The 17,657-nt window shown below is 58.0% G+C and carries 23 protein-coding genes and 1 pseudogene; 1 reads left to right on the forward strand and 23 read right to left on the reverse strand.

From position 1 onward, the window contains the following. Positions 1-340: 340 nt before the first annotated feature. From LHU53_RS12360 to icd, 23 genes and pseudogenes are all read right to left on the reverse strand, one after another. Positions 341-601 (reverse strand): hypothetical protein, encoded by a 261-nt coding sequence (locus tag LHU53_RS12360; RefSeq protein ID WP_227332959.1) that lies wholly within the window; start codon positions 599-601, stop codon positions 341-343. A gap of 1 nt (position 602) precedes the next feature. Beyond that, positions 603-851 carry a hypothetical protein gene (locus tag LHU53_RS12365; protein ID WP_227332960.1) on the reverse strand — a complete coding sequence of 83 codons (249 nt, stop codon included), beginning with the start codon at positions 849-851 and terminating at the stop codon, positions 603-605. Then, on the reverse strand, positions 848-1,126 hold the full coding sequence (locus tag LHU53_RS12370) for a hypothetical protein (protein ID WP_227332961.1): 279 nt from the start codon (positions 1,124-1,126) through the stop codon (positions 848-850). The genes LHU53_RS12365 and LHU53_RS12370 overlap by 4 nt, the downstream gene beginning before the upstream one ends. Before the next feature lie 3 nt (positions 1,127-1,129). Further along, entirely contained in the window at positions 1,130-1,405 is a 276-nt protein-coding gene (locus tag LHU53_RS12375) for a hypothetical protein (RefSeq protein ID WP_227332962.1), read from the reverse strand. After that, a complete protein-coding gene (locus LHU53_RS12380) occupies positions 1,402-1,620 on the reverse strand; it encodes a hypothetical protein (RefSeq protein ID WP_227332963.1) in 219 nt (72 codons plus the stop codon). Before LHU53_RS12380 ends, LHU53_RS12375 begins: the two co-directional genes overlap by 4 nt. 291 nt (positions 1,621-1,911) lie before the next feature. Continuing rightward, complete coding sequence (locus LHU53_RS12385) at positions 1,912-2,298, reverse strand: hypothetical protein (protein ID WP_227332964.1); 387 nt, start codon at positions 2,296-2,298, stop codon at positions 1,912-1,914. Between the two features lie 14 nt (positions 2,299-2,312). Continuing rightward, the gene (locus tag LHU53_RS12390; RefSeq protein ID WP_227332965.1) at positions 2,313-5,075 is read right to left on the reverse strand and encodes a phage tail tape measure protein; all 2,763 of its coding nucleotides are present in this window, start codon (positions 5,073-5,075) and stop codon (positions 2,313-2,315) included. Positions 5,076-5,078: 3 nt separating this feature from the next. Next, on the reverse strand, positions 5,079-6,062 hold the full coding sequence (gene sppA, locus LHU53_RS12395) for a signal peptide peptidase SppA (RefSeq protein ID WP_227332966.1): 984 nt from the start codon (positions 6,060-6,062) through the stop codon (positions 5,079-5,081). An 11-nt stretch (positions 6,063-6,073) separates the two neighbouring features. Then, the gene (locus LHU53_RS12400; RefSeq protein ID WP_227332967.1) at positions 6,074-6,400 is read right to left on the reverse strand and encodes a hypothetical protein; all 327 of its coding nucleotides are present in this window, start codon (positions 6,398-6,400) and stop codon (positions 6,074-6,076) included. A gap of 34 nt (positions 6,401-6,434) precedes the next feature. Then, entirely contained in the window at positions 6,435-7,142 is a 708-nt protein-coding gene (locus LHU53_RS12405; RefSeq protein ID WP_227332968.1) for a hypothetical protein, read from the reverse strand. 55 nt (positions 7,143-7,197) lie between these two features. Next, positions 7,198-7,461, reverse strand: coding sequence for an AlpA family transcriptional regulator (locus tag LHU53_RS12410; RefSeq protein ID WP_227332969.1), 264 nt, complete (start codon positions 7,459-7,461; stop codon positions 7,198-7,200). A gap of 103 nt (positions 7,462-7,564) precedes the next feature. Further along, complete coding sequence (locus LHU53_RS12415) at positions 7,565-7,885, reverse strand: Mor transcription activator family protein (protein ID WP_227332970.1); 321 nt, start codon at positions 7,883-7,885, stop codon at positions 7,565-7,567. Positions 7,886-7,887: 2 nt separating this feature from the next. Beyond that, positions 7,888-9,852, reverse strand: coding sequence for a phage terminase large subunit family protein (locus tag LHU53_RS12420; protein ID WP_227332971.1), 1,965 nt, complete (start codon positions 9,850-9,852; stop codon positions 7,888-7,890). Continuing rightward, positions 9,849-10,415 (reverse strand): hypothetical protein, encoded by a 567-nt coding sequence (locus LHU53_RS12425; RefSeq protein WP_227332972.1) that lies wholly within the window; start codon positions 10,413-10,415, stop codon positions 9,849-9,851. Before LHU53_RS12425 ends, LHU53_RS12420 begins: the two co-directional genes overlap by 4 nt. 340 nt (positions 10,416-10,755) lie before the next feature. Then, a complete protein-coding gene (locus tag LHU53_RS12430) occupies positions 10,756-12,201 on the reverse strand; it encodes a DUF5906 domain-containing protein (RefSeq protein WP_227332973.1) in 1,446 nt (481 codons plus the stop codon). Then, on the reverse strand, positions 12,185-12,658 hold the full coding sequence (locus tag LHU53_RS12435) for a CHC2 zinc finger domain-containing protein (RefSeq protein WP_227332974.1): 474 nt from the start codon (positions 12,656-12,658) through the stop codon (positions 12,185-12,187). Before LHU53_RS12435 ends, LHU53_RS12430 begins: the two co-directional genes overlap by 17 nt. Continuing rightward, positions 12,655-12,867, reverse strand: a complete 213-nt coding sequence (locus LHU53_RS12440) for a hypothetical protein (RefSeq protein ID WP_227332975.1) — start codon at positions 12,865-12,867, stop codon at positions 12,655-12,657. Before LHU53_RS12440 ends, LHU53_RS12435 begins: the two co-directional genes overlap by 4 nt. Before the next feature lie 2 nt (positions 12,868-12,869). Continuing rightward, positions 12,870-13,145, reverse strand: a complete 276-nt coding sequence (locus LHU53_RS12445) for a hypothetical protein (protein WP_227332976.1) — start codon at positions 13,143-13,145, stop codon at positions 12,870-12,872. A 14-nt stretch (positions 13,146-13,159) separates the two neighbouring features. Then, positions 13,160-13,405 carry an AlpA family transcriptional regulator gene (locus LHU53_RS12450; protein ID WP_227332977.1) on the reverse strand — a complete coding sequence of 82 codons (246 nt, stop codon included), beginning with the start codon at positions 13,403-13,405 and terminating at the stop codon, positions 13,160-13,162. Positions 13,406-13,512: 107 nt separating this feature from the next. Then, the gene (locus LHU53_RS12455) at positions 13,513-14,175 is read right to left on the reverse strand and encodes a hypothetical protein (RefSeq protein ID WP_227332978.1); all 663 of its coding nucleotides are present in this window, start codon (positions 14,173-14,175) and stop codon (positions 13,513-13,515) included. 5 nt (positions 14,176-14,180) lie between these two features. Next, a complete protein-coding gene (locus tag LHU53_RS12460) occupies positions 14,181-14,948 on the reverse strand; it encodes a site-specific integrase (RefSeq protein ID WP_227332985.1) in 768 nt (255 codons plus the stop codon). Between the two features lie 270 nt (positions 14,949-15,218). Then, a pseudogene (locus tag LHU53_RS19880) lies at positions 15,219-15,476 on the reverse strand (Arm DNA-binding domain-containing protein); the annotation flags it as partial. A 141-nt stretch (positions 15,477-15,617) separates the two neighbouring features. Further along, a complete protein-coding gene (gene icd / locus LHU53_RS12470; RefSeq protein WP_227332979.1) occupies positions 15,618-16,871 on the reverse strand; it encodes an NADP-dependent isocitrate dehydrogenase in 1,254 nt (417 codons plus the stop codon). A 161-nt stretch (positions 16,872-17,032) separates the two neighbouring features. Between icd and LHU53_RS12475 the strand changes: the two genes are divergently transcribed. Then, positions 17,033-17,476, forward strand: a complete 444-nt coding sequence (locus LHU53_RS12475; RefSeq protein WP_227332980.1) for a DUF192 domain-containing protein — start codon at positions 17,033-17,035, stop codon at positions 17,474-17,476. Positions 17,477-17,657: the final 181 nt, after the last annotated feature.

A 17,657-nucleotide genomic window follows, 5' to 3' on the forward strand; every position in this document is an offset into this window, starting at 1 on the left:
GCTGCGTGGGCAGTGATGGTTGGGAGGAAAGCCATGCCGCCATTGTACGAGAGCTCACCTGGCAGCGTGACCCTGTGCGCTTGGGTACCCTGGCGGCGCGCCCGGAAACAAAAAACCCCATCGAGTTGACGCGATGGGGTTTTTTTGAAACCTTGCGGGACGTCTTGCGACGTCCTGGAAAGATTCAATCATTATCTATAACTTGTGAGTAACCTATTGTTATAAAAACGTTTTTCTGACTTAGCGTTTTCAAAATGGCTCAATCCATGGCTCAAATCAAAAGAACGAGGCAAAACATAAAAAGGCACCCGCCCAGCGTCGTGACGCTGCCGGTTGTCGGTCATGCCGCTCTCACTTTTTGCAAGGCCAGCGCCAATTCATATCGCAAGTGATTAACGAAGCGCTCCTCCTCAGCAAGCATCTTTTCAAGTTCGTCAGCCCTTGCTCGGGCGGCGTTTTCAACAAACGCCCTCACCCGTTTGTCACGGCCATAAATCAAAACACTGGGAACCGCCTTGGGCAAACGACCGCGACGGGGCTGCTGTACGACTTGCGGCCTGTCAAACCGCTGGTGAGTGACTATTTTGGCTGAACTGGCCATGTCAGACTCCCCGAAGCGCCTTGGTGCCTTTTCGTCCCAGCGCCACGCGGTAAAAGACGGCACCCGGCTGGGTCACGATCACATCAAAACCAGCCCTGTTTTTAAAGACCATGGACCGCTTTCCTTTGGCAGCTTTTTTCCCGCGCAGCTTTGTTCGCGGTGCATCGCCCAACACAGCAAAGTAGCGGCCCAGCGTTTGTTCAAATTTTTTGGCTTTCATGACGCAAACCCCGTTCACATTGGTGGTCATGATGCGGCCTCCAATTTGCTGTGGATGTCGTTGATTTGTCGCGCAACCACTCGCAACGCGACGCCCAGGCTGTCTTCGTGACACATCCACTCGCTGCGGGCGTCAATCCGCTTAATGAGGGTTGCGTCAAATTCAGCATCCACGCCTGCAACATCATTGATATCAGTCAGCACCCGGCGCGCTTCTGCGGCAAAGCCGCACACCTGAACAATGTGCATCAGGTCTTGCAACTCACCCATGGCGGAAGTGATGGCTTCTTGAGTTTTAGTTTTCATGGCTCAGGTCTTTTGGGTGGTGGTTGATTGATCAAGATGGTTGCCGCCTTCCATGCTGGCCAGGATGTGGCTTTGTGCCCTGCGCAGCCGGGTCAAGGCTTGCGGGGCGTCACCGCGGGCAATGTGCCAGGCGGCGGTGGCCAGCGCGTTATGGGCGTGCTGGTGCAGTTCGATGGTCAAGGCGTTGTAGGCGGCGATCGGCATCACGGCGCGCACTGGCGTGCTGTTGGCGGACTGGTAACGATGCAGGCCGCTGGTGGGGATGGTGGCTTGGTTCATTGCAGCACCCCGCCCTTGCTGATTTCACGGTGCAGCAGCTCCGCCAGGCGGGCGGAAAGCCTGCCAACCGGAATGCAGATATCGCCGTAAGCGGTGCTGATCGTGCAGCCACGGCCGGCCAGGTCAGGGATTTGCTTTGCGAGCGCGTAACTCTCTATGTCTGAAAGCGTGGGGGTGGTTTGGGCTGATTTGCCCGTGGGTGTGGCGTGTGCCATGGTTTCGGCTCCTGTATGAGTCTGAAAACCACCTGCTGACTTTCGACGGCCAACAGGTGGACGGGATGTTCGAAACACGGATACAGCCGTGCGCCAGACGTTACCGTTCTGGCCATCCCGTCCGAAACTTGAAAATTCTGGACGTGAAAAAACCCCGCTTTCGGTGGGAGTTGCAACCGCTGTATCTATGGTGTTTCGAGCACCGGGGAGAACTCTAGCACAGCGTGGCCGTGCCAGGTGAGTATTTTTTCATGATGTTTTTGTGGTTGACAGCACCTGTCGGCGGTGTGATCAAAGATTGCGGAATTTTTCAAAGCGGCCACAAAGTTGCAGGCGATGGCGCTCGGGTTTTATGGCGAATATCAGCGCCTGGGCCAGTCGCGTGATTTCCGCGTGATCATTGGCATCCAGGGCGGCGTCCACAGCGGCCTTGCGGGCTGCATGCCCAAAAGGCAAAGGCTGCTCAAAATGCCCAGGCACGTCAACGTCTGCCAGTTGACCAATTTCCTCCAGTGCGCTGGCGCAAAACATTAGGCAGGCCAGCGCACCGCCATAAACATGGGGCGTAGGCTGGGCGCTGCAGGCGGATATGTCCATGGCTTCAGCCCATGCCGCGTCCAGATCGTGGCCGCCCTCGATGGCCGCCCGCATCAGGTCAAAACCCAAGATCAGTTGCAAACGTGGTTCCATCATTACGCCCCCAACAGCATCTTAAGGCCGTCTTTGTTGACGCGCGTCTGGATTTTTTGCAGGATCTGCCACATAAAGGCCTCCAGGTGCGGCTCCAACCCGTCACCGGTGATCTTGATCAGGCCCTCGCCGTTGTTCAGAGCTTGGGTTTGGGCTTTCATCTGCTCGATCTGGGCCTCGGTCAGCTTTTTTTGCAGCTCAAACGCGGCCTGGCGCATGGAGGTCTCTTTGTCGATGCCGCTCTCAATCAGCCGCTGCTGGCTCCAGCTCATGGTGTTGAAATCTTTGGCGTTGCCGTACAAATCGCCCAGCAGGTTGCCTGTGCTGGTGATGGTGTTGCTCAGGCCTTCGATCAGCGCGGTGGCAATCTTGGCATTGGCCTCGACGTTGGCAATGTCGAGCTTGACCTTGGATTCGATGTATTTGATGCGCTCATTGGAGGCAATCTCGGTGAGCTTGACCTCGGCCTCTTTGGTGAGCTTGGCCAGGTCGATCATCTCTTTGTTGGTGAGATTGGTTTTCTTGCTCAACGCGTCCATCACATCGGCGCTGGTTTTGAACACCGTGTTGGCGTTCTCGCTGGCTTTGCTCAGGTCAATCGTTCCCTTGGCCGACTTCACCAGCTGCTGCTCGTAGCCGATGATGGCGCCGGTGAGCTTGTCATAAATGGGCACCGTCTCCAGGGCATATTTGGACACGTCCTTTTGCGCGGTGGCAAAGCCTTGCGCCGCAATTTCAGATTTCCGGAACGACTGCTGCGCGGTGTCGCCCGAGGTCTGCGCGGCTATCTCAGTTTTTCTGAACGCCTGCTGTGCCGTGTCTGCCGCTGCGGCTGTGTTTTGCAGCGCGATCTCAGACTTTCTGAAGTCTGCCTGGGCGCTGCTGGCGGCGTTTCCAAGCTCGTTCACACCATCGGCCGCCTTGGCGCTGGCGGTGCCCATGCCCTGCGCGGCCTCGTCGGCATGGGTTAGGTTGTAGATCCACGTGCCCAGGGTGTTTTCGCTGCCGGTGATCTTGGTGATCAGGGCAGTGATTCCTTCATTGATCCACCCTCCTGCCTCAAAACCAATCCAGCCCGCAGCCGCCGCACCAGCGCTTCCCTTGGCCAGCAAACTCAGGCCTGATGCCACGACAGGCAACAAAGTAGACAGCCCAGTCAGCTCCTTCACCAGCCCAAGCCCGCTCTTGACCGCCAAAATGCCAATCAGCAAGTCAAACAGTGGCAGGGCGATGTTGAGCTGTGTCACCAGCCCGCCCAAATTGCCAGCGATTTCCAAAAATTCCATATCGGCGTCTTTGGCACTTTTCCCAACCGCCACCAGCGCATTGAACAGCGGCTCGAACGCCTCGATCGTGCCCGCCACGTATTTGCTCAAGCCAAGGAACGCCGCGCCCACGGTTTCAATGGCGGTTTTGAGGCCCTCCACCGTACCCAGGTCCAGCCCGCCGAATAAGGACTTGACGGCCTCAACCACCGCATCCACACCACCGATGAACCCGCTGAAATTGGCACTGGCCAGCGCCGCTGGCAGGTTTTTGGCGACTTGCTCCATGGCTGCCTGCAGCGCCTTCATTTGCGTCTCAACGTAGCTCACCAGGTCTTTGATGCCGCCGTTTTTGACACTGTCACCCAAGACGTTGAAAATCTCGGCAATGGCGTCGGCAATGCCACCAGCCTCGTCCAGCAGCGGCGTACCAATGTCGATGAACATGTTGGTCAGCGCCACACCCATGCGCTTGACCTGTATCTCGGTGGACGCCAGCCTGATTTCCACTTCTTTGGCTGCGCTGCCGAGGTACTGAAAACCTTTTCCGCTGATTTCCAACGTCTTGTTAACGCCGTCCATTACGGCAATGAACTTTGCCGACTGATCCAAGCCCGCTAACTGACTGGCGTAATACGTTTTTTGTGCGTCGGTCAGTGGTCCCCATGCTTTGGCCACGTCAAAGTAAATATCGCGGGAGCTGCGCAGTTCACCGTTGACATTGAACTGTGTAACGCCCAGCTCGGCCAGCGCAGTACGCACGGGTTTCGAGTCATCTTGCAGCCGCAACAACACGGTGCGCATGGCGTTTGCCACTTCAGCACCGCTGCGAAACACTTCAATGCCAGGCGTCAAGATACCGGCTGTTTCCTCCAGGCTCAAACCAGCCGCTTTGGCCACTGGCGACAGCCTGGCAAACCCCTCGCCCAACTCGTTCACGTCCGTGGCGTAGCGGTTGGACACTTCGTTGAGCAAATCAACGATGCGGGTGCCTTCAGACGCCTCCAGGTTGAAACCCTTGAGTGACGCCACCAGCAACTCGGATGCACGGGTCGCCTCGACATCGCCCGCAATCTTCAGGTCAAGCGCATTGCGGGTCAACGTCAGGGCCTCGGTGGCCGTGAACCCCGCTTGCTTGAAGTTGGAGACGGACTGCAGCACCTCGGTAGACGACACGCCGAACTGCATTGCCATGTCGCGGGCCGCGTCGCCATACTGCTCAATCGGGCCATCTGTCTCACTCAAGACCTTTTGCAGATCGAGCATTGCGCCTTCGAATTTGCTGGCCTCGTTGACCGCAAAGACGGTGATGGCCACACCAGCCGCCAGCAGCCCTGCCTCCAGTTTTGTAGCGCCCAGCGTGAAGTCTGCCACCGGCTGGGTGATGTCTTTGACCGAACCGCTGAACTTTCGGGCGTTGTCCAGCGCCGCCAGCGTGGCCGCGCCGGTTTTGTCCACGCCGTTGAAAATCAGATCGATGGTTTTTTGTGCGTCCGCCATGGCTTAAGCCTCCGCCTGAACCAGCTTCACTGCGGCCACGTAATCGGTGCCAGGGTGTGCTGCCACATATTTCTTAGCAGCAGCATCCAGCTCGCGCCTGGTCATGGGCTCAGGGGCTTTGATGGCTAGTGAGCTTTTGCCGGTCTTGCGGTCCGTGTTAAGCCGTGCCACCAGGGCGTCAAGGGCGATCTCGCCATCGACCAGGCCCGCGTCAATTGCCTGCTGGCCAATGAAGACACGCCCATCGGCCATGCGTTGCAGCACGCTTTGGCTGGTAACGCCCCGGTTTTTTGCCACATCGTCAACGAACAGCGAGTAGGTGTAATCGATGCTGTCCTGAAGGGTCTGGCGACCTTCTTTGGTCAACGGCGCGTAGCCACTGGCAATGCGCTTGTATTTGCCCGCTGCAATTTCGGTAGTCTTGACACCGGCTTTTTCTTCCGCGCCGCTGACATCCGTGTGGCTGGTGACCACCCCAATGCTGCCGACCAACGTGGTGCCATCACTCACAAAAACCGCTTGGGCTGCACTGCCGATCCAGTACGCTGCAGAGCACATGGTGCCACTGGCCAAAGCCACAATGGGCTTGCCCGACTCACGCGCCTTGTAGACCGCATTGGCCAGCACCACCGTGCCGTCGACGGTGCCGCCAGGGCTGTCAATTGCCAGGATGATGCTGTGCACGTCCGGGTCAGCCAAAGCGGTCTGCAGCGCCTTATCTGCCAGCTGCGTGCTGGTGCCGCCACTGACCTGCACCAGCAGATTCATCCGTTTGGCCAGGACGCCCTCAAGAGGCAGGATGGCCACACCATCGGTGATCGAATAGGTTTGCGGCACATTGTTCAGTGGCTTGCCAGTGCGCTTTTCAATAGCCTCCAGATCGATGGCAGCACCACCCATCCGGGCGCTGTAGATGGCGTTGATTTCAACCAGCCGCGAGGGCTCAATGGCCCAGGGGGATTGGAGTATGGAGATGATGTTTTTCATGGTGTATCCGGTTATTTAAATTGAACTTTCAGATCACCGGAAAAATTGACTCCGGATTTCTGTGCAGCCGCACGATAGGCCTCAACGGCACGAAAAGCACCGGATAACCTGTAACCGCAATATTCCGAATGGGTTATCTCAGTGGATGTGGTGCCGACCAAGTTGTCGTCTTCATCTCTGTCGTGTTTGGCACGCTTCTTTTCTATTTTTCCGTGACCATTGGCCAGACCATCAAGCCAACTACGCAAGGTAGTCAGATCGATACTTTGATTGCCGGCAAATCCTTCAGATATCAAGAGGGTGCCTTCGTTGAAGGCCTCTTTCTGGAGTTCATTCATATCGTCGATCTTTCAATCAGTGTTGATTTATGAGTTAGTTTTTGATGGCCGCCATGGCCTTTGAAAACAGGCCGCTGGCTTTGGAATCCGCTTCCATCTGGGCTCTGATCTCTGCCCTTTTCAATGCTTCAGCACTGCTGTTGACAAACAGTGGTTGGCCGATTCCAGTGGGTTCGTGGGGTCTGGTTTCAAGAACGAACGCGCAGCTGGTCGGACCAATCCCGGTAAGCATCACTGGGTCTTTAGGAACAAAGCGAGCGGAAAGTTTCCGATCGAGAAGTAGCTTTGTGCAGGCGGCAATGCGCAGCCATTGTTCTTGAACACCGTGCGCCAGGCGCAGATATTCCGTATCCGCAGCTTCAATTTCATGGGTCAGGTAGGCGCCCTCAGCCGCTGTCAGAACTGATTTGGCCGCCTCGATGGCAGCGTTGGCAGCTTGCAGTTTGCTCTGCAGGCCATTGACAACCGCTTGAGAATGCTGGTGTGCCGCAACGGCCTTTTCGTGGTCCTGCTGGGCTACTTTGAATGCCTTGGTGGCTTCAGCCAGGCCAGCATCATTGGAAAGCCCGATGGCCATATCTGCCGCTGCAGATTCATAGGCTGACCGTGCGACATCCAAGCGGGTGGAATCCACATCAGGCAAGGATTGACTGGCGATCACGCTCAGTATCTTTTGCTGTGATTCGACCGCACCAGCGTATTTCAGGTGGGCGGCTTGAAGGGTTTTGAGGGAGGGGTTCATCCTGTTTTACTTTCGTGGGTTGGTTTTGAGTGTGTGAACTGGGGTCTGGATACCTTCAGGCATTTACCCGGCTTTCGAGCCAAGCCAGGACTTCTGACCGTTTCCAGCCAACAGCCCTGCGGCCGATTTGTATTTTTTTCGGAAAGTCTGGCAGTGCATAAATTGTTGATCTGCCCAATCCTGTCAACTCGGAAACCAAGGGTTGCCGGATCAATTGGTCGGGCTGATTTGTGGTGTGCGATTGAGACCCTGCCGGTGCTGGTATGTGGTTGCGTACCGGGCTATCGCAGGGCTTGCAAGGTGGTTGGTTTTGATGCATAAAAGACCTATAAGAGTTAAGGCGCTCTTACTGTCTCAAAAATGCTTTGTCTCAAATAGGGCAAAGTGAGACGACTTGAAGAAGTTTCGGGGCACTGCGCGCATCAACTAAAACGGCCGCCGCCGTCTTTCATCAGGCGGTAGATGGTGGCTCGACTGACTTGGTGTTTAGCCACGATCTCGCGGTTGTCCATGCTGCTGAGACCGTCCTGGTAAACGGCGGCGCGCTTTTCAGGCGTCAGCCGCTGGCCTCCCTTGGGGAAATACAACCGCCGGCCACCACACTCGGTCTGAAGTTGACGCTTGATCTGATCGGCTTCGTGGCTGGTGATGTCAGGCCTCAGCGTCCGTACCACCCGCAACACGATGCTGATCACGTCGGGATCGGGGTCTAGGTTTTGGGGCCTGGCCATCGTGTTGGTCATGCTCAGCTGAACCTGCGCAGCCCCGCAAGGGTGACCCGACCATGGTTGATGTGGGGCGGTGCTGCCTGTTCGGCTACTGGCGTGTAATCGGGCTTAGCCAGATCGTCTGACACGGCGATGGTGGTGACTGGTGCCGATGCCGCCTCGTTGACAAACAGGCTGATCTGATCGGGATTGAGTGCAGCGGCCATCTTGTCCCAGTGCGCATCGGTGAGTTTGTGCAGCCCGGCATACTGGGCAGCGGCGCAGTTGTAGACCATCAGGTCCAAAGCTTCATTGCGGTCGGCCTGTTTCTTGTCCCAGCGGCTCAGGCGGTGGCCATGTTTCCATACCGTGACGCGGTATTCAGATGTGATCTGGCGAAAAAAGTCTTCCGACAGATCCTGGCTGAAGTGGATCTGGCCCGGGCCACTTTTGACGCGCCAGCGGTTGGCCAGGTAGTCCTTGGCGGTGTCGGTGCCAACAAACCAGAGCTGCGCACCATGCCGCTCATTGCGACCATTCGCGCGCACTTCGACCGTGCTGGGTTTGCTGCTCAGAATGGGGCGCCCAGGGCGGCTGGCACCCTTGATGCTGAAAATATGCCGGTGGCGCTTGGTGCGGGTGTAGCTGTAGACCTCTTGGGTGGCGTTGCCGCCTGAGTCGACAAACGCCGCCGCGATCGGTAAGGTCTGGCCAAAGGCATGCGGGTAACGTGTTTGCAGCAGGGCGTCCAGTCGCGCCCAGGTTTGCGGGTCGGACGGGTCACCGCGCACGATCTGGTAATCGATGACCCAGGCCTCAAGCCAACGGCCCCAGCCCACCACCAGCAGCTCCAGGCGGTCAGCTTGGGTGTCGACAGCAGCGGTCAGCCGCATCACACCCGCTGGTGCTGTACCCAGTTTGTAGGGTTCGGCACGCGCCATCAGTTCGTCGGCTTTGGTTTGCTCTTTCTGGCGCTCCCAGCTTCGCGCCAGGCGGGTGTTGTAGAAGGCGATCATGGCCTCCTCGGAACCTTCGTCCAGTTTGTCCTTGGCTTTTTTGTATTCGCGCAGCAGCGCCACCCAGGGCAGCCAACCGTAAGGCAGGAACATGCCGCTGATCTGGAATGATTCGGTCTCACCATCGCCACCCACACCGTCAGACCAGGCACCACGGGCAAACATGCGCGGCTTGTCGCTCTCGGTGTGGATGCCGCCACAGTGCATGCACGGGTACAGCGCGCCCTGGCCATCGTCGGTGGCGATCAGGCGCTCAAATTCCAGCGGCTGCAGCTCACCACAATGCAGGCATTCCGCCAGCGCCTGCCGCTGGGTGCCGCGCAGGTAGAGGCGTTCCACAATGGATTCATCCCGGATGGTGGGGCTGCTGGGGAAGTAGCTTTTGCGGTTGCGCTCAAACGTGGTTTGCCGGGCTTCCGCCAGAGCCACCGGGTCGCCTTCGCCGTTGACGTTGAGTTCAGCCCGGTCTACCTCGTCAAACAGCACGCGCCTGGCGGGAACCTCGGACAGGTTGGCAGCGGCCCCGGCGGTGACGATGAACAGGGCGCCGCCAATGTATTCCTTGGTGTCCAACGTATTCACACTGTCGCGGCTGCGCGGAGTCGCCACCCGCTCAGCCACTTCGGGCACAGCGGCGATGTTTTTGGCGATGCGCGTGCTGGCACGTTTGGCCAGTTTGCCGGTGGGCAGGATCCAAAGGAAGTTGGCCGGGCTTTGGTGGATGCTGGCCATGAGCCAATTCAGGCCGGTTTGCGTTTTGAGCATCTGGCTGGCCCCCATCAAGACAACGCGCTTGCACGGGTGGTGGTCGGAGAGGGCCTGCATCACCATGCGGGCATGCGGGGTGCGGCTGGTGCGGAATTTGCCGTATTCGTTCGCGCCGGAATCCTTGGGAATCACCTGGTAGGTGTCCGCCCACACATCGACCGGCAGGTCCGGGTCCGGCGCCAAGCTGGCAGCCAGCGCGCTCAGTGGGTAGTCGGTCATGGTTTGACCTCGCTGGCTGCAGGCGCCTGCACGGCCCCGATATCGAGCTTCAGGGATAGGTGCAGGTTCTGGGAGAAGCTGGCCAGGGCGGCGCGGTGCTCGCGGTCAATCACCTGTTCGCAGTCTTCCGGTGAAGTCAGGCCCGCCACCTCAGCCCCGATACGCCGTGCGCAGTTGGTCAGGGTGTCACGCAGCATGCGACCAGCATTGAAAAGGTGGCGCTCGAAATCGGCTTTGACCAGGTACAGGCCGCGCAGCCGGGCGGCTTCCATTTCGGCCCGGTCGGCCTCAGCGATTTTTTCGCGGGTGCGTGCCGAGTTGAAGGACTCAACGCGCCCACGCGGCATGCCCCCGCCCCCCCCAGTTTGCGCAGCGCCATCCACGGGCGCGGTTCCTTGCGGCACAGTCGGCTTGCACCAGGCGACGTTCAGGTGTTCCTTGCGCCAGGCCTCGACGGACGCAACCGAATCCATCGGGCAACCCGCCTTGCGCATCTTGACCATGGTGGACGATGACAGGCCCAAGGCCCGGCCAATGGCGTTCTGAGAGAGTGGTTTGGTCATGGTGAGTTGCTCGGTGCTTACTGTTCGGAAAAGTTGGCCGCTAGTTTTTTCTCGCGAGTCTGCGCACCCGTGCAGGCAGCGGCTGTGGAAGTACCTTGACAGGGGGGTGGCCGTGTGCCACTTACACCACTTATGACCCGCTGGGCGCCCACTTTCGCTCGTAAGTCCGCGTACTTATTGGACTTATTCCACTTATGACCATCCTTGAAGCCATGCAGGTGGGTGCGCGCGCACCTGCGCGCATGGACACACATTTCCTCATAAGTGAAAAAAACTAATAAGTACGCGGACTTACAAGCGTTTTCCTCGTAAGTGGGGGCGTAAGTGCTCGTAAGTGGATTCATGGCTGCAGCTCCATGCCGGTGTTTCCGAACCTCGACAGGGGCAGATCGAACGCGGCCACTGCCTCGCGGGCAAAGTCAATCCAGCGCACGCCATTGAGGGGCCCGGTGTTGACAGGCAGCCACAACACCACCGGTGCGCCCAATTCATGGGGGGATGGGGAAGCGGTCTTCTTGGTCAGCTTGCCCTTGGAGAACTTGGTCACCGCGGCGCTGAAATAGGCCTGATTCGGTGGCAGGCACTCGCCATTGGCCCGGCACCAGCGACCAAAGGCTTTGTACAGCTGGGCGGTGCTGCACGGGTGAAGGGGGAGGTCCAACTCCTGGTTAAGCCATTCGCGGGCAAAGCGTTCTGCCGGGCGCAACCCCAGGTCGATCAGGTCGCGCTTGGCTTTGGTCATGACCGGGGGCGTGTGTGAACGAAAGTCCCCCAGGTCGCGCTGCAGCAGGTAGGCATACAGGGCTTCCACACCACCATTGGCCATGGATGTGCGCACCCGCTCATACAGGTCGTCGGTGCGTTTGGGCGGGCAGTAGACCACCAGGTGGCGCCGGTCGTCGGCTTCCAGTGCCAGGGGCTTGGAATCGTTGCTCAGGAAAACGATGTTGGCGTGGTTGCGTTCGGTGCGCAACGCCTGAAACTTGACTTCGATCTGAATCGTCTCACCGGTGACCAACGACTTCAGGGTGTTTTTGTGGTGCGTCAGCTCGTTGCTGGCCACCACTTCGTCACCGATCAGGAACAGCTTGCGGCTTGCCCAATCGTTGTAGCGGCTCTCCAACTGGGACTGTCCTATCACCGCCGCATAGTCGCCAAAGATACGCGCATACGCTTCAAAAAACAGGTTCTTTCCGGTGCCCTGCGGGCCATGAAAGACCAGCGCGCTGGCCATCTTGGCGCCGGGGTGCTGCAGGGGGTAGGCCATCCAATCCAGCACGAACGCGGCCACGCTGGCCACCCCTACATCGGTGTCGGCTGATTCGCCAACCAGGTGCATCAACAGGGCCAGCAGGTCAGCACAATCACCCGGTACGGGCGCCATGGCCAGACCGCCAAACAGGTTGATGCAATCTGCGCTGCAGCTGCCGGTCGGATCAAAGACGATCTGGCTGGGCTGCACCACGCGCTTGAGGGGGTTGGTCTCCCATTCCTTGTAGGGACCGCGCCCAATGGCCAGACGTAGGGCGTTGGGCTTCATCGGGATCATCAATTTGGTGTCCCAAATGTCATCACTGCCATACACCACCGCGTACCGGTTCAGCGCATCGATGGCGCCCAAGCCGGGATCCTGCGGCGGGGCTGATCCGGTACCGCCAGATGCAGGCGTTTGCACTTTGCGCCGCCGTTTGGATTTATCACCCGGCGACGTGCCGGGTGGGGCCTGGTTGGCGGATTCAATGGCCGCGTCGATCATGGCGGCGGCCTGTTCAAGCTCGGTGGGCATTTGCAATGTCTGCAACGTAACGGATACGCCCTGCAGCCTTGATCAATCGTTCTTTGTCGGTTTCGCTGATGCTTGCCTGGCGCACCATATCGGACGCCACCAGCGCGGCCACAGTGAGTTCTTGCGCGACGGACTCCAGCAGCAGGCGGGCGGGAATGGGTGTGGGCCGGGTGCTACCGGTGTGGGGGGTGCCGTCTTCGACCCATGCGCCCAGCGCCTTAGCGGCATCAATGAAGCCCAGGCCGTGGGCGGCCTGGTGATAGGCCAGCACATCGCCGCCCTTGGCTGCACAGGCCATGCACATGAAGGCGCCACGCTCCAGGTGCACGCGCATGGAATCGCTGCCACCGTGGAAAGCACACGACGTGGTGCGCCACTTGCCTTTGCCCTTCAACACCAGGCCCTCGGATTCAAAGTAGCTCACCGGGTCCGGCAGGTGGTCGCGGTTGAAGCTCATGATTTAGCCCGGCGCCGAGTGCTCTGCCGACTGGGCAGGCGGGTGTCAAATTGGTACAGGATGCAGCCCGGCACCGTGATGATCACCGCCAGGCCATTGAATGTCGGGGCTCGGCGTTTGCGGTGGGTGCGACGGGCGCCAGTTGGTGGGCTCTGCAGCGACGCCACGTAGCGCGCCAGGGCTTTTTCAAACCGTTTGAGGCTTCTCATGTTCAGGCCCGGCGGTCTGGTGGCCAGCGGTCCAGCCGAAGCCCGCCAATGTGGGAATACACCCGGCCCCGGGCCGTCACCACCGCCAGCAGGCCATGGGCATTCTTGAGGAAGGACGTGCCGTTGCGGCTGACCGTTGAGAGCTGGTGGCAGGGCTGTTCGGCAGCGGTTCCACAGACGATGAAATAGCGGCTCAGGGCGGCGTCAACTGGCTTTTTGGCATACCCGTTGTTTGGCCGTGGCAGGCGCGGCGGGCGCACTTGGAGATCGTGGATCATTGGCTTTCCACCAATCAGGCCAGGGTCAACTCGGCCCGCTTGGCATGTAAGCGACCTACCAAGCCGCGAATATCATCGTCTGATTTACCTGCAATCCTGGCCGTATTGATGGCTTTGACCTCATAGTCTGGCCATCCGACAGAGCGGGGTCCAAGCTGAACAGGTTTTGTCAGCAGACCACCACGGACTGCGCTTGAAACGCTGGCGTCACTACGCCAACCAAATTCGGTTTTGAGTTCGGGTTTTCTGAGAATTGCCATTCGTCACTCCTTGTTTGACGTTGACGAAACTTGTCGTCAACAGGAGTGAACTGTGATTCTTGGTGTAATTTACGTCATGGATGACCTATGCAACAGATCATCCGTGACTACTTAACCGGGAATACTTCAGCTTCGTATGAGACCGCTATTCCCTTCTTTCGCCAGGCGCGTTCCAGGCTAGCCCAGTCGTTCAGTGCAAATTCATCCATCACGATGTCAACGGCTGCATCGTGGCCATGCGGCTCGATCTTGACCAGCACACCGTTTTGATGGGTGTACCCCCCAGTGCGCAGATCGTAATAGCGCTCCGCTGCGTCATTGTGCTTTTGGTCGTCTCGTTCAGCGCCGTGGGCTTCACCAATCAGTCCGAGCTCATACAGAGCTGCGCTGTGCCTTTTGTGGGCGGTGCCGTACAACCTGTATTCGGGCGTGCCTTTTGCGGGGCGCTTTTTGAGAAGTCGTCGCGCGCTGGCTAGCCGCTTCCATGCCTCATCGGCTTCTTTTTTTGATTGCGACAAACGATCTTTCAACCCGTCTTCATCAAGGGCCGTTTTCACCAAATCAATCAGCAGGGATGGCTTGATTTGACATTCACCCCCTATGTCATCTAACGTCAGACCCAACGTTTCGGCGCCGAGGGATCCTCCGATTTGCTGGAGAAAATAGCGAATCAAAACGTCATCCTCCGGCATGGATGGCGCCTCGGAATATCTGACTTTGTATACGCCAACCAGCGCAACCAAAGCCGCCTTGATAGCTTCCTGCCTCATGCTGGCTACGCCGCCTTGAGTTGAATCACGTCCGCACCCTTGACGATCTGGTCAATGCGGTTCGCGTACCACTGCAGCGCCTCCTTGCACTGCGGGGCGTATTTGGCCCGGTTGTATGCAGCGCGCACTGCGTTGCGCTCCGAATGCGCCAGGACCGTTTCCACCACGTCGGGAACAATGCCGCCCTCATTGGCCAAAGTGCTGAACGTGGACCGCAGGCCGTGGGGCGCAAAGTCCACGGGGCAACTTCCGCCAGCCTTCAGGCGCGACAACAGATGGTTGATTGAACATTCGGCCATCGGTGTTTTTTTGGAAAACACTGATGGAAAAACCCACTCTGATGATGCTGACAATTCTTTGGCCTTTTCCAGGAGCACCATCGCCTGGTCTGAAAGGTAGACGGTGTGTGGCTCAGGCATTTTCATGAAGCCATTGGCGCCGACGGTGCGCCCGGGTATGGTCCAAGTGCGCTTCTCCAGATCGAAGTGTGCCCAGCGCGCTTTTGCCACGTTGTCTTTGCGCACCGCTGTCAACAGCAAAAACTCAACGGCAATGCGCGTTCCAGGGTGGGCGTTGCAGGTCCGCACGGCTTCGACAAATGGCCCAAGCTCAGCCACCGACAGCGGGCGGTAACTGGTGGGTTTTGGTTTTGCAATCAGGCCCTTCATGGGGGTGGCCGGGTTGTAGGTCACCAGCAATTTTTGGGCGGCATACTGGTACACCCGTTCCAGAATGGCTTGAATGTTGGTAGCTTTGGTGGGTGTGTTGCGCATGCCCTCCAACAACTTCAGCACATCAGAGGCATGAACCTCACCAAGGGGTATGGCGCCAATCTGCGGGAAAACATCATTGACCAGCCAGCCAATATTTTGCTTTTGAGTCCGCGCCGAGGCATGCGCCATCTTTTCAGCAAACCACACACGGGTAAAAGTCTCAAAGCTTTGTGTTTTGGCAACCTCGGACTTGCGTTCGATGCGATCAACCTGCTTTTTTCTGGCTGGGTCAACACCGGTTGCAAGGGTCGCTCGCAGCCCTTCGTGTGCGTTTCTGGCGGCTTTGATGCTGATCATTGGATAGGTGCCAATGGTGACCTTGGTCCGCTTGCCGTTGAAACCGTAAGAGTAACGCCAGGCCTTTGTGCCACTGGGCAGCACCTCAACGAAAAGGCCTCCGCCGTCCGTTAACGGGTAAGGCTTGTCTTTTGGTTTGGCCGCCTGGATCGATTTGTCGGTCAGGGAGTAGTTCACCGCACGTGGAGAATGAGCCATGATTTGAGCCAAAAGTGAAGGGGGATGAGCCATAGTTTAATCACACCCCCGTTTTATGGCTCAAAAAAATTTGGCTATTCTTGTCATTCCTTGGCTGTAGATGTTAAAAAACCCCAAGCAAATCAATCACTTGGGGTTTATTCTTTAGCTGCCTTTAGCAGCCCTTGGCGGCTATCACATGTGGTCAATCATGACCTGGCCGAAGCCCGAGCAGCTCACTTGGGTGGCGCCGTCCATCAGGCGGGCGAAGTCATAGGTGACTTTTTTGCTCTTGATCGAGCGCTCCATCGACTTGATGATGGCGTCAGCAGCCTCAACCCAGCCCATGTGGCGCAGCATCATTTCGGCGGACAGGATTTCGGAACCCGGGTTCACATAGTCCTTGCCAGCGTACTTGGGTGCCGTGCCGTGGGTGGCCTCAAAACAGGCCACCGAGTCCGACAGGTTGGCGCCAGGGGCAATGCCAATGCCACCGACTTGCGCGGCCAGGGCGTCAGACACGTAGTCACCATTCAGGTTCAAGGTGGCGATCACGCTGTATTCAGCCGGGCGCAACAGAATCTGCTGCAGGAAGGCGTCGGCAATGCTGTCCTTGACGGTGATTTCCTTGCCGGTCTTGGGGTTCTTGAACGCGCACCACGGGCCGCCGTCGATCGGCACCGCGCCAAATTCTTTCTGTGCCAGGCCGTAGGCCCAGTCACGGAAGCCACCTTCGGTGAACTTCATGATGTTGCCCTTGTGCACGATGGTCACGCTGGGCTTGTCGTTGTCGATGGCGTACTGGATGGCCTTGCGCATCAGACGCTCGGTGCCTTCGCGCGACACCGGCTTGATGCCGATGCCTGACGTGGCGGGGAAACGGATCTTGGTGACACCCATTTCCTCTTGCAGGAACTTGATGATCTTTTGTGCCTTGGGGGATTCGGCTTCGAATTCGATACCAGCGTAGATGTCTTCCGAGTTTTCACGGAAGATGACCATGTTGGTCTTGTGCGGCTCTTTGACCGGGCTGGGCACGCCGTCAAAGTACTGGATCGGGCGCAGGCAGACATACAAATCCAACTCCTGACGCAGCGCCACGTTCAGCGAGCGAATGCCACCGCCCACGGGCGTGGTCAGCGGTCCCTTGATGGACACCACGTATTCGCGCAAGGCAGCCAAAGTTTCTTCAGGCAGCCAGACATCCGGGCCGTAAATCTTGGTGGACTTTTCGCCAGCGTAAACCTCCATCCAATGGATCTTCTTGGCACCACCGTAGGCCTTGGCAACCGCAGCGTCAACCACCTTCATCATCACCGGGGTGATGTCAAAACCGGTGCCATCACCTTCGATGAACGGAATGATCGGCTGATCGGGCACGTTCAACGAAAAATCGGCGTTGACGGTGATTTTTTGGCCTTCAGAGGGCACCTTGATGTGCTGGTACATGGATTTGTGTCTCCTTATGGGGATCGAAAAAAAGGCTCATGCAACCCTGCTGAACCCGAAAATTCATTCTAGTCGTAATAATTGACTGCAAGCTGTCATCCGCCGTGCTTGCTGGCCCGATGCCTGGCGCCAAAGCGGACCAAATGCATCAAAATACACGCATGAAACAACGACTTTCCGCTATCTTTTTAAGTCTGGCTGCCAGCATGGCGCTGGCGCAGGGCGCGCCGCAACTGGACTTGCCTCGCACCAAGCTCAGTGCGGGCATGTATTTGATCGACACGCAGGTGGCAACCACCGCCACCCAGCGCGCCACCGGGCTGATGTTTCGCACCAGCATGCCGCCCGGTGAAGGCATGCTGTTTGTGTTCGACACACCGGCCGAGCAGTGTTTCTGGATGAAAAACACCTTGCTGCCTTTGACTGCGGCGTTTGTGGCGGACGATGGCACCATCGTCAACCTGGTCGACATGAAGCCGCAGAGCACCGACTCACATTGTTCTCAAAAGCCGGTGCGGTATGTGCTGGAGATGAACCAGGGCTGGTTCGAGAAAAAAGGCATCAAGGCCGGTGCCAAACTCGGTGGGGCACCCTTCAGCAAATGATGATGCTCTGGCCATCACTGCCAGCGCTTTCCCTGCAGTAACTGGCTGCAAAAAACTGACCCGTCCTGAATTGCGTTGACACTCAGAACGGTTGAAAAGTGCCGGGGTTAACCGGCGATAGACGCCCGATGCACCACATCGGGCGTTTGCATTTTCAGCGATAAATGCGGTCGTTCCGTGT

It is taken from the genome of Rhodoferax sp. U2-2l, from assembly GCF_020594515.1.
In the GTDB taxonomy this organism is placed as follows: Bacteria; Pseudomonadota; Gammaproteobacteria; order Burkholderiales; family Burkholderiaceae_C; genus Rhodoferax.